The following is an 11,174-nucleotide window of genomic DNA, read 5'->3' as shown; positions in this document are numbered from 1 at the left end:
CGACCGCACCAGGAGCGACCGAACCGGCGGCGCCCGGGCCGGGGGTGGCCGGTGAGCCGCCTCGGCGCGGGCTCGGCATCTTTCCGGAACCCGCCGGGCCCAGGAAGAGGGCGCCGCCCGCGCCCGGGTCGGCGGAGGTCGCCGAGCCCCGGCGGGGACGCAGGAGCACACCCATGCGGGACGCGCTCATCACGCGGGCACGAGGGAGAGGAAGTGCCGCAGATAGCGCGGGTTGACCCGGCGCATCGACAGCAGCACGTACAGGTCGGCGACGCCGAAGTCCGGGTCGTGGGCCGGCTCCGCGCAGACCCAGGCGCCCAGGCGCAGATAGCCGCGCAGGAGCGGGGGGAGTTCGGCGCGGCCGGCGCCCCGGGCGACGCCCTCGGAGTTCCAGGGCAGCAGCGGCCGTACGCGGTACTCCTCGGGCGCGAGGTGCTTGTCCCGCACCCGGTCCCAGGTGCCCGCGGCGAGAGCGCCGCCGTCGGCGAGCGGGATGGAGCAGCAGCCCGCCAGCCACTCGTGGCCGCCGTCGACCATGTAGCGGGCGATACCGGCCCAGATCAGGCCGATCACGGCGCCGTCGCGGTGGTCGGGGTGGACGCAGGAGCGGCCGACCTCGACGAGGCCGGAGCGGATCGCGGCGAGGGGGCCGAGGTCGAACTCGCTCTCCGAGTAGAGCCGTCCGGCGACCGCCGCACGCTCGGGCGGCAGCAGCCGGTACGTTCCGACGACCTGGCCGGTCGTGGTGTCGCGCACGAGCAGGTGGTCGCAGTACGCGTCGAAGGCGTCGACGTCCAGACCCGGCTGGGACGTGGCCAGCAGGGCGCCCATCTCCCCGGCGAAGACGTCGTGGCGCAGTCGCTGTGCGTCCCGGACGTCGGACTCGTCGCGGGCGAGGGTGACGGTGTAACGGGTGGGTGCGGTCGACAGTGGGGGGCTGTCGAGGGTGGAAACGCCGGTCATGGCTCTCTCCTGGTCACAGGCCGGATGCGGCGGAGCGGCGCGGCGGACCGTGGTGTATCGGTCCGTGCGCTCCTGTTCTTCCGACGCCGGCTGACCGCCGAGTAACCCACACGGAGAGCCCGAGTGTGAGCTTGCTGAACCCCAGGGGCCAAGCCCCATTGAAGGGGCACGGGGAACGGCGCAATCCTTTCGCTTTTCGCCTTCAGGGGCGCGAGGAACGGCGCAGTCTTGCCGCTTCTAGGGGCGCGGGGAACGGCGCAGTCTTGTCGCCTTCAGGGGCGCGGGGAACGGCGCAGTCTTTGGTCTGTCAGGGGCGCGGGGAACGGCGCAATCCTGTCGCCTTCAGGGGCGCGGGGAACGGCGCAACCACCCCCACCCACCCGCACCAGACAACGCACCCCGGCGGAGCCTCACCGCTTCGCGGACTTCCGGCTCGCCCGCAGCCACTCCTTGTTCATCCCGGTGATGGAGAACAACGGAATCCCCTTGGGACAGGCAGTCGCACACTCACCCGCGAGCGTGCACCCCCCGAACCCCTCCTCATCCATCTGCGCGACCATGTCCAGCACCCGCGTCTCCCGCTCGGGAGCCCCCTGCGGCAGCACGTTCAGATGGTTCACCTTCGCCGAGGTGAACAGCATCGCGGCCCCGTTGGGACAGGCCGCCACACACGCCCCGCACCCGATGCACTCGGCGTGCTCGAACGCGAAGTCCGCGTCCGGCTTCGGCACGGGCGTGGCGTGCGCCTCCGGCGCGGCCCCGGTCGGCACGCTGACGTACCCCCCGGCCTGGATGATCCGGTCGAACGCGGACCGGTCGACGACGAGGTCCTTCACCACCGGGAAGGCGGAAGCCCGCCACGGCTCGATGTCGATCGTGTCCCCGTCGCGGAAGGACCGCATGTGCAGCTGACAGGTGGTCGTACGCTCCGGCCCGTGCGCGTCACCGTTGATGACCAGCGAACACGCCCCGCAGATGCCCTCGCGGCAGTCGTGGTCGAAGGCGACCGGATCGTCCCCGGCGAGGATGAGTTCCTCGTTGAGGGTGTCGAGCATCTCCAGGAAGGACATGTCGGCCGAGATGCCGTCCACTTCGTACGTGGACATCGCTCCGTCGGCGTCGGCGTTCTGTTGCCGCCAGACGCGCAGGGTGAGCTTCATGCGTAGCTCCGCTGGGTGGGGTGGACGTACTCGAAGACGAGGTCTTCCTTGTGCAGGACGGGCGCGTCACCGGTCTCGGTGAACTCCCAGGCGGCCGCGTAGGAGAACTCCTCGTCGCGGCGGGCCGCCTCGCCGTCCGGGGTCTGGGACTCCTCACGGAAGTGACCGCCGCAGGACTCCTCGCGGTGCAGCGCGTCCAGGCACATCAGCTCGGCGAGTTCCAGGTAGTCGACGATCCGGTTGGCCTTCTCCAGCGACTGGTTGAACTCCTCGCCCGTACCGGGCACCTTGATGCGCCGCCAGAACTCCTCCCGGATCTGCGGGATGCGCTCCAGGGCCTTGCGCAGCCCCGTCTCCGTACGCGCCATGCCGCAGAACTCCCACATCAGCTCGCCGAGTTCACGGTGGAAGGAGTCGGGGGTGCGGTCGCCGTCGACGGCCAGCAGCAGCCGCAGCCGGTCCTCGGTGTCGGCCAACACCTCTTGGACGACCGGGTGTTCATCCGTCACCGCCTCGTGGTGCGGGTTGCGGGCGAGGTAGTCGTTGATGGTCGACGGCAGTACGAAGTACCCGTCGGCGAGTCCCTGCATCAGAGCGGAGGCGCCGAGCCGGTTCGCCCCGTGGTCGGAGAAGTTGGCCTCGCCGATGGCGAACAGTCCGGGCACGGTGGTCTGCAGGTCGTAGTCGACCCACAGGCCGCCCATCGTGTAGTGCACGGCCGGATAGATCCGCATCGGCACCGTGTACGGGTCCTCGGCGGTGATCCGCGCGTACATGTCGAAGAGGTTCCCGTACTTGGCCTCCACCGCCTTGCGCCCCATCCGGGCGATGGCGTCGGCGAAGTCCAGGTAGACGCCCTGCCCGCCGGGCCCGACCCCGCGTCCCTCGTCGCAGACGTTCTTCGCGGCCCGGGAGGCGATGTCACGCGGTACGAGATTGCCGAACGCCGGGTAGATGCGCTCCAGGTAGTAGTCGCGCTCGTCCTCCGGGATCCGGTCCGCCGGACGGTCGTCGCCCTTGGCCTTGGGCACCCAGATCCGCCCGTCGTTGCGCAACGACTCACTCATCAGGGTCAGCTTCGACTGATGCTCACCGGTGCGCGGGATGCAGGTGGGGTGGATCTGCGTGAAGCACGGGTTGGCGAAGTACGCGCCGCGCCGGTGGGCCCGCCAGATCGCGGTGGCGTTGGAGTTCATTGCGTTGGTCGACAGGTAGAAGACGTTGCCGTACCCGCCGCTCGCCAGCACGACGGCGTCCGCGTAGTACGTGTCGATCTTCCCGGTGATCAGATCCCGGGCCACGATCCCCCGCGCCCGCCCGTCGATCACGATGAGGTCGAGCATCTCGGTCCGGGCGTGCATCTCCACCGCGCCGGCCGCGATCTGCCATGACAGCGCCTGATACGCGCCCAAGAGCAACTGCTGCCCCGTCTGCCCACGGGCGTAGAACGTCCGCGACACCTGCACCCCGCCGAACGACCGGGTGTCGAGCAGACCGCCGTACTCGCGGGCGAACGGTACGCCCTGCGCGACGCACTGGTCGATGATCTCCACCGAGATCTGCGCGAGGCGGTGCACGTTCGACTCCCGGGCCCGGAAGTCGCCGCCCTTGACGGTGTCGTAGAAGAGCCGGTGCACCGAGTCGCCGTCGTTGCGGTAGTTCTTCGCCGCGTTGATCCCGCCCTGCGCGGCGATGGAGTGGGCCCGGCGCGGCGAGTCCTGATAGCAGAACTGCACGACGTGGTAGCCCTGTTCGGCGAGCGTGGCCCCCGCCGCGCCGCCTGCCAGCCCGGTACCGACGACGATCACGGTGTGCTTGCGGCGATTGGCGGGGTTGACCAGCTTGGCCTCGAAGCGGCGGGTGTCCCAGCGCTCGTTCACTGGCCCTTTCGGGGCCTTGGTGTCGACGACCGGCTCCCCGGTCGTGTACTCGGCGAAGGTGCCGTGTCCGGCGAATTCAGCGCTCATGTCAGCTCACCACTCCGGTCATCACGCCCACGGGTACGGCGATGAAGCCCGCCGTGAGCACCACGGCGAGCACGTTGGCGATGGTCTTGAGGGCCCGGTCGCGGGTACGGCTGCCGACGCCGAGGGTCTGGGCCGCGCTCCAGAAGCCGTGCCGCACGTGCAGGCCGAGCGCGAGCATGGCGACGATGTAGATGACGTTGCCGTACCAGGTGGAGAAGGTGTCGATCACGTTCTGGTACGGGTGACCGGACTGGAAGCCGTTGGCGTGCACGGTGCCGGTCGTCAGGTCCAGGATGTGCCAGACGATGAACAGGCCGAGGATGATGCCGCCCCAGCGCATGGTGCGGGTGGCGTAACTGGCCCGGGGCTTCTTGTGCACGTACTTGGTGGGGCGCGCCCCGATGTCACGGCGGCTGAGCTGACACGCGGAGACGGCGTGCGCGACGACGGCGACGACCAGGACCACGCGGACGATCCACAGCGCCCACTCGTAGTGCAGGAAGGGCTCGCCGAGGGTGCGCAGCCAGTGCGCGTAGTGGTTGAAGTCGTCCGACCCGAAGAAGATCTTCAGGTTGCCCATCATGTGGACGACCAGGTACCCCAGCATGATCAGGCCGCTGACGGCCATCACGGTCTTCTTGCCGACGGACGAGTCCCACATGGTGCGCGTCATGGACGGTTTTCGTTCCGTCCGCGTTGCCAGAGCCATGTGAGGGACGGTACGGCCGGGCAGGGCGATCGGTCCAAGACATGGTCCGGCTCGTTTCCATAGCCTGCGCCTATCGTGAGCGTACGATGGGGCGATGCAGTTCCAGCAGCTCCAGTACTTCGTGGCGGTCGCCGAGACCCGGCACTTCACCCGGGCCGCCGAGGTGGTCCATGTGGCCCAGCCGTCGCTCTCCCAGCAGATCAAGGCGCTGGAGCGGGAGTTGGGGGCCGACCTCTTCCTGCGGGCGCGGGGCAACATCACGCTCACGGACGCTGGGGAGGCGCTGCTGCCGCTGGCCCGGCGCATCCTGGCGGACGCGGACACGGCGCGGCAGGAAGTGCAGGAGCTGGCTCAGCTGCGCAGCGGGCGGGTGCGGCTCGGCGCGACGCCGAGTCTGTGCACGGGGCTCCTGCCGGATGTGCTGCGCGCCTTCCACGACCGCTATCCGGGGATCAGGCTGCTGATCGAGGAGGGGGGCTCCCACGACCTCGTACGGGAGCTGGCGCGCGGGGCGCTCGACCTCGCGCTGGTCGTCCTTCCGCTGCCCACGCCGTCGCCCGCGCTGACCACGGTGGAGGTGCTGCGGGAGGACCTGGTGGTGGTGTCCTCGCCGGAGGCGCCGGCGCCGGGGGGCGGCCGGCGGACCGTCGACATCCCGGACCTGGAGGGGGAACGGCTGGTGATGTTCCGGCACGGGTACGACCTGCGGGAGCTGACCGTCGCGGCGTGTCGCTCCGCGGGGTTCGAGCCGGATTTCGCGGTGGAGGGCGGGGAGATGGACGCGGTGCTGGGGTTCGTGCGGGCGGGGTTGGGGGTGGCCGTGGTGCCACGGATGGTGGCTGCTCGGTCGGGGCGGGGGTTGCGGGTGACGCCGCTGGCCCGGCCCGGTCTTGCCCGGACCATCGCGCTGGCGCACCGCAGTGACGTGGCGCCACCGCGGGCCGCACGCGAACTGCAGCGAATGCTCTTGGAACGCTGAGCCGTTCCCGCGCCCCTAAAAGACTGCGCAGTTCCCCGCGCCCCTGAAAAGCGGGGGCCGCGCCCCCCCCGCTGATGAAAGACAGGGGCGCAGCCCCGTCTTTCAGGGGCGCGGGGAACTGCGCGCTCAGCTACGGCGTACCCGCGCCCTGGGGACCACGCTCACCCCCACAGGGCCGCGGGGAACGGCGCGGCGACCCACGTCAGCCCGTCGCGTCCACCAACGCCAAATCGTGCAGCCGGTCCGGAGGACCCGGGCGGGCGTAGTACCAGCCCTGCGCCGTGTCGCAGCCCAGCAGCCGCAGCTGCTCGGCCTGCGCCCCCGTCTCCACCCCCTCCACCGTGACCGCGAGGTCCAGGCTGTGGGCCAGGGACACGATCCCCTCGACGATCTTCAGGTCGACAGGATCGGCGGGGAACTGCTGCATCCCCTGCGTGAACGACCGGTCGAGCTTCAGGATGCTCACCGGCAGCCGCCGCAGATTGGCGAGGTTCGAGTACCCCGTACCGAAGTCGTCGAGCGCGATGTCGACCCCCATCTCGGCGAGCCGGCGCAACGGCTTCAGGAGGTCGTCGTCGGCGCCGATCAGCGCCGACTCGGTGACCTCCAGGCAGAGCGAGTTCGGTTCGAGCCCGACCCGCTCCAGGATGTCCACCGTGTCGGAGACGAGCCCGGGATGGGTCAGCTGGCACGGCGACAGGTTCACGTTGATCCGTAGCGGACCCGCGTCGGAGTGACGTTCCTGCCACACCATGGCCTGCCGGACCGACTGCTCCAGGACCCACCGCCCCAGCGGCACGATCAGCCCGGTGTGTTCGGCGAGCGGGATGAACCGGTCGGGCCCGAGCACCCCGTGCTGCGGATGCAGCCAGCGGACGAGGGCCTCCGCGCCGTGCACACTGCCGTCGCCGAGATGCACGAGCGGCTGGTACTCGATGAAGAACTCGCCCCGGTCCAGCGCCGCCGGCAGCGCCGTGGTGAGCCCGTGCCGGGTGATCGCGCGGGCGTCGGCCTCGGCGTCGGCCAGCTCGTAACGGTTGCCGCCCGCCGACTTGGCCCGGTACATCGTGATGTCGGCGCTGCGCAGCACCTCAGCCGGGCCGCGCTCGCCCGCGGGCCCCTCGACGATGCCGATGCTGCCCCGCACCGTGAGTTCACGGCCGTCGATGCGCACCGGGGTGATCAGCGCGTTCATGATGCGGTCGGCGAGCGCGTCGACCTCGCTCTCGGTGTCGGGCCCGGTGGTCAGCGCCACGAACTCGTCGCCGCCGAGCCGGGCCACCATCTCGCCGGGCGCGGTCGCGCAGGACTGCAGACGGTCGGCGACCTCGACGAGCAGCCGGTCGCCCGCCGCGTGCCCGAGGCTGTCGTTGATGGTCTTGAACCCGTCGAGGTCGAGGTAGCAGAGACCGAACCGCTGCCCGTCGCCCGCCGCGAGCGCCTTGTCGAGCCGCTCGAAGAACAGCGTGCGGTTGGGCAGCCCGGTGAGCGCGTCGTGCGTGGCCTCGTACCGGAGCCGGAGGTTGAGCAGCCTGCGCTCGGTGGTGTCCTCCATGAGGGCGAGCTGGAACTGCGGCTCGCCGTCCGCGTCACGCAGCAGCGAGACCGTGAGGTTGGTCCACAGAACCGTTCCGTCGGGCCGGTAGAAGGCCTTCTCGACGTGGTAGTGCTCGCGGTCGCCGCGCACCAGCTCCTCGTAGAGCCGCCAGACCTGCGGGGCGTCCTCGGGGTGGGTCCACTCGGTGACGTTGCGCCCGCGCATCAGCTGCTCGGTGCCGCCGAACATCCGCAGCAGGGCGTTGTTCACCTGGAGGATGTTGCCGTCGAGGTCCGCGACGCCGATGCCTATGGCCGCGCCCTCGAAGACCGCGCGGAAGCGTGCCTCGGTCGCGTGCAGCGCGTCCGCGACGATGCCCTGGGCCTGGAGGGCGGCGCGCGCGATGGCCTCCTGCTCGGCGAGCGTCCGCTCCCGCAGCGCCTTCGCGAACCCGGCGGCCATGGCGTGCTGCAGCCGCGCGGAGCGGGCGCGCAGGGCGTCCTGGGCTCCGTCCCCGCCGCAGTAGAGCACCAGGTAGGCGTCGACGCAGTCGAGACTGGCGCTGAGGGCTTCGGGCTCCGTGCAGTGCGCCCCGATGAGCGCGGCGCCGACGGCCTGTCCCTCGGCCGCCTCGAACGTCCTGGCCCGCAGCGCCTCGCTGAGCCGCCGGGCGAGGGGCACGAGGCGCTCCTCGAACTCCGGCCGGGTCAGCGACGTGGCGGTCACCGGGAAGACGGCCCGGCTCCAGATCGTCGCGAACCTGCGCAGTCTGCCTTCCGGCCCGTCCGGTTCCGCGGTCACGCCGTGCGCCCCACGCCCGCGAAACCCGAGTAGGAATAAGGATCCTCGTCCTCGGACGCCGGGTCGGGCCGCCAGTTCGGCATCGGCACCAGTCCGGGTTCCACCATGTCGTACCCCTCGAAGAACCGCGCGATGTCCTCGCGCGAGCGCATGATCAGCGGGTTTCGGATGTCCTTGTAGACGTCGACGGCGCCCCCGGCCCGCTCCGGGGGGAGTGGGATCCCCTCGTACGAGGCGTGGGTGACGACGAGCAGACTGCCGGGCGCCAGGGAGTCCCTCAGCTCGGCCACGGCATCGTACGGGTCGTCCTCGTCCTCCACGAAGTGCAGTATGGCAACGAGGAGGAGGGCGACTGGCTGATTCAGGTCTATCAGGCGCCGCAGACGCGGACTCGCCAGGATCTCCCGGGGCTTGCGGAGGTCGGCGGTGACGACGTCCGCGTTCTCGTTGCCGGCCAGGACGGCCTCGCTGTGCGCGACGGCCACCGGGTCGTGGTCCACGTAGACGACGCGGGCGCCGGGACGGGCGCTCTGGGCCACGTCATGGACGTTGCCGAAGGTGGGGATGCCCGAGCCGATGTCCAGGAACTGGTCGATGCCCTCGGCGGCCGCGAAGCGCACCGCGCGGCGCAGGAACGCCCGGTTCGCCTGCATGATCTTGGGGAGTCCCGGCATGAACTCCATGGCCCTGCGCGCGGCTTCCCTGTCGACCTCGAAGTTGTGCGATCCGCCCAGGTAGTAGTCGTAGATGCGGCTCACACTGGGTACCGAGATGTCGATGCCGCGTGGGGCCCAGGCGGGACGCTCCATCTATGTCTCCAAGGCGTAGACGATCCGGTGTTCGAGCTGAGGCTACTGATCGCCCGCCAATGGAGCGAGTGGAAACGGAAATTGACCGTCCGTTCAAGGCCACTGCCTGGGGCACGTGCCGGATGGAAGGCCGAGCGAAATCGCCCCGAAGCATTCCAAAGAGATCCGCCGGAAACCGCGCGGCGTCACGAGCGGGGTCACGAGGAGCCGCTACGTGCGCGTTCGGATGTGAAAAAGCCGCTCCGCCCCCTCCACGTGTGCGGAGGGGGCGAAACGGTGATTGTGCCCACTTGGTGCGATTCCTGCAGTCGCGATTCCTGCGGTCTCGATTCCCGCCGGTGCGATTCCGCGGGACGCGATACGGCTACTTCGGCTTGCCGAGCGGCTTGCCCTCGGGGGAGATGGCGTACCAGGTGCCGCCGACGCCCTGCCCGTTGGTGTCGCCGGGCTTCTTGTCACCCGCGAAGGTGTAGAGCGGCCAGCAGTCGATGCTCTGCTGCTTGAGGCCGTCCGGACGGTTGTTGACGACGTATCCGCGCTTGCCGTCGTTCTTGTTGTCGATGCCCTTGGTGTCGGCGGCGTCGACCGGCTCGACGACCGGCCACTTCTCCAGGCACGCGCCGATGCAGTTCGACTTCATCGGCCACGGGACGTCCTTCTCGAACCGGTAGACCGTCATGCCGTTCTTGTCGACGACGACCTCGCCGAGCTCCGGGTCGTTACGGGTCGACAGGCCGGGCAGGTCGGCGGCTTCCGCCGTGCCGCCCCCGCCGCCCGCGGACGCCTTCTTGCCCGTGGGGGCCGAGGCGTACCAAGTGCCGCCCACGCCCTGGCCCTTGACGTCACCAGCCTTGGTGTCCTTCGCGAACCGGTACTGCGGCCAGCCGTCGATGGTCAGCTGCTTCGTACCGTCGGACCGGGTGACCTCGCCGAGCAGGGACTTGTCAATGCCCACCGGGGCCGCGGCACCCGAGGACGGAACCGGGGGCCACGCCGTGGCGCAGTCGCCGTCACAGGTCGACTTCGGCGGCTCGGCCGTGTCCTTGTCGAAGCGGTACAGCGTCATGCCCGCGCTGTCCGTGACCACCTCACCGAGCTTCTCGGTGTCCGACACGGCAAGCTGGCCGGCGCTCTGGGCGACAGCGCCCTGTCCGTCCGCGGCGGCGGCGCCCGTCTCGGTGGCCCCCGCGTCCGCCGAACCGTAGCCACCCGCCGCGGGCGCCGCGCCCACGTTCTGGCTGCCGGTCGAATCGGCCGCCTTTTCCTGACCGCACGCCGTCGTCAGCACCAGCACTGCCGCAGCTGACGCTACGAGTGAGGCGCTCCGCCAGGAGGTCTTCATTGGTAACTCCCGCTGTTTGCATAGGTGTTGCGGCACTCCTCAGCACCGCGTATGGCCCTAGGTACGGGCGGGGGTGCGGTGAGTGTTCAAAGTGAGCACACATTTCTTTCTGGTAACGCCCGGGAGGCCTGGTCGGGAAGGGGTCCGAGTGCCCGGCCGGGACCCGCCCGCCGAACGTCCGCGGAGCCGTTCGGCAACGGCTTGGGCCCTCTTGTCCCTCCTTCGGGGCAATTACCCCGTCACTCCCGCGTGCGCGGGCGTTAAGGGACCGATGATCGCGATCGTGCCTGGACCAAAAAGAATTAAGCGGCCGCTCCGACTCGCTCTCGGCATACGGCTGCTGGCGCTGCTCACGCTGACCTGGATCGCGGGCGGCGCGCCGGCCCCCGCGAAGGCCGACGCGTGCGCGTACGCCTCCTCGGGACCGGGCGGAGTCTCGGCGGTGTCGGTCGCGGGCACCTGCCCGACCCCGACTCCACCCCCGCCCCCGCCCCCGCCCTCGACCCCGTGTCCGCCGACCCCTCCGCCCAGTCCGCCGCCGAAGCCCCCTCCCCCACCGAAACCGCCGCCGAAGCCGGCCCCCACCCCGACGCCCGCTCCGAAACCCCCGCCGAAACCGTCTCCCCCGCCGCGACCCGCGCCGGCCGCTCCGGTCGTCGTACCGCCCGCTCCCGTGACCCCGCGGCCGACCCCCACCACGCCACGTCCGACGCCTCCCCCGCCCCGCCCGGCACCGCCCCCCAGCGCGCGGCCCGGCCCGTCGCCGACCCCGGTGAGCTATCCGCCGTACCGCGTCAGGGCGCACAAGGCCCAGCCCCGCGGCGGCCCGTCGCTGGTCTCGCTCACCCTGCTCATCACCGCGCCCGCCGTGCTCGCCGCCGCCGCTCTGCGCCCGCGCTGACCCCGC

The 11,174-nt window shown here is 70.7% G+C and carries 9 protein-coding genes; 2 read left to right on the top strand and 7 right to left on the bottom strand.

The features are described from left to right. Window positions 1-189: 189 nt before the first annotated feature. The 4 genes from IE278_RS36655 to IE278_RS36640 all read right to left on the bottom strand — a co-directional run bounded on the left by IE278_RS36655 (window position 190) and on the right by IE278_RS36640 (window position 4,763). Window positions 190-963 (bottom strand): GNAT family N-acetyltransferase, encoded by a 774-nt coding sequence (locus IE278_RS36655; RefSeq protein WP_189779167.1) that lies wholly within the window; start codon window positions 961-963, stop codon window positions 190-192. A gap of 410 nt (window positions 964-1,373) precedes the next feature. After that, window positions 1,374-2,123: a succinate dehydrogenase/fumarate reductase iron-sulfur subunit gene (locus tag IE278_RS36650; RefSeq protein ID WP_189779165.1), complete on the bottom strand. Its 750-nt coding sequence runs from the start codon at window positions 2,121-2,123 to the stop codon at window positions 1,374-1,376. Then, on the bottom strand, window positions 2,120-4,090 hold the full coding sequence (locus IE278_RS36645; RefSeq protein ID WP_189779163.1) for a fumarate reductase/succinate dehydrogenase flavoprotein subunit: 1,971 nt from the start codon (window positions 4,088-4,090) through the stop codon (window positions 2,120-2,122). The genes IE278_RS36650 and IE278_RS36645 overlap by 4 nt, the downstream gene beginning before the upstream one ends. Before the next feature lies 1 nt (window position 4,091). Then, window positions 4,092-4,763: a succinate dehydrogenase gene (locus tag IE278_RS36640; RefSeq protein WP_189779183.1), complete on the bottom strand. Its 672-nt coding sequence runs from the start codon at window positions 4,761-4,763 to the stop codon at window positions 4,092-4,094. A 130-nt stretch (window positions 4,764-4,893) separates the two neighbouring features. On the opposite strand from IE278_RS36640, the gene IE278_RS36635 reads away from it, so the two are divergent. Then, window positions 4,894-5,778 (top strand): LysR family transcriptional regulator, encoded by an 885-nt coding sequence (locus tag IE278_RS36635; protein ID WP_189779161.1) that lies wholly within the window; start codon window positions 4,894-4,896, stop codon window positions 5,776-5,778. A gap of 202 nt (window positions 5,779-5,980) precedes the next feature. Here IE278_RS36635 and IE278_RS36630 read toward each other — a convergent pair whose 3' ends face one another. The 3 genes from IE278_RS36630 to IE278_RS36620 form a co-directional block, all read right to left on the bottom strand. Further along, window positions 5,981-8,116, bottom strand: a complete 2,136-nt coding sequence (locus IE278_RS36630; protein ID WP_189779159.1) for a putative bifunctional diguanylate cyclase/phosphodiesterase — start codon at window positions 8,114-8,116, stop codon at window positions 5,981-5,983. Continuing rightward, window positions 8,113-8,925: an SAM-dependent methyltransferase gene (locus IE278_RS36625; RefSeq protein WP_189779157.1), complete on the bottom strand. Its 813-nt coding sequence runs from the start codon at window positions 8,923-8,925 to the stop codon at window positions 8,113-8,115. Before IE278_RS36625 ends, IE278_RS36630 begins: the two co-directional genes overlap by 4 nt. Window positions 8,926-9,289: 364 nt before the next feature. Further along, window positions 9,290-10,267: an SCO0930 family lipoprotein gene (locus IE278_RS36620; protein ID WP_189779155.1), complete on the bottom strand. Its 978-nt coding sequence runs from the start codon at window positions 10,265-10,267 to the stop codon at window positions 9,290-9,292. Between the two features lie 772 nt (window positions 10,268-11,039). Here IE278_RS36620 and IE278_RS43005 point away from each other — a divergent pair. After that, a complete protein-coding gene (locus IE278_RS43005; RefSeq protein WP_265647772.1) occupies window positions 11,040-11,168 on the top strand; it encodes a hypothetical protein in 129 nt (42 codons plus the stop codon). Window positions 11,169-11,174: the final 6 nt, after the last annotated feature.

The organism is Streptomyces tauricus, assembly GCF_014650955.1.
GTDB classification, from domain to species: Bacteria; Actinomycetota; Actinomycetes; order Streptomycetales; family Streptomycetaceae; genus Streptomyces; species Streptomyces tauricus.
The sequence above is the reverse complement of the archived record's forward strand: the minus strand, read 5'-3'. Positions and strand labels throughout refer to the sequence as shown.